Source organism: Paenibacillus periandrae (assembly GCF_022458865.1).
GTDB lineage: Bacteria > Bacillota > Bacilli > Paenibacillales > NBRC-103111 > Paenibacillus_S > Paenibacillus_S periandrae.
Genome location: NZ_JAJNMU010000229.1, coordinates 1 through 254, shown reverse-complemented (window position 1 = coordinate 254; position 254 = coordinate 1). Strand labels below are relative to the sequence as shown.

General features: G+C 47.6%; 1 pseudogene. It reads left to right on the top strand.

The features are described 5' to 3' along the window. Window positions 1–139 (top strand): annotated as a pseudogene (locus tag LRL21_RS45345) (transposase); the annotation flags it as partial. Window positions 140–254 lie beyond the last annotated feature (115 nt).

The following is a 254-nucleotide window of genomic DNA, read 5'->3' as shown; positions in this document are numbered from 1 at the left end:
GGAGATCCAAAAATGCATCATCCACCAGATCCGAAATTCCACCCGCTTCGTGTCGTACAAGGACCTCAAGAAGGTAACGGCCGATTTAAAACCGATTTACAAAGCAACAACTGAGGATGCAGCCTTGAAGACATTGAATACCACATAGATTGACTCATTCGCAGGATTTAACAAAGAAAGCACGGAGAACCGAGTTCCTGCCCGAAAAGGGCTTAGACCCGTCCGCTAAACGCAATCGGTCTCCACACCTTGGA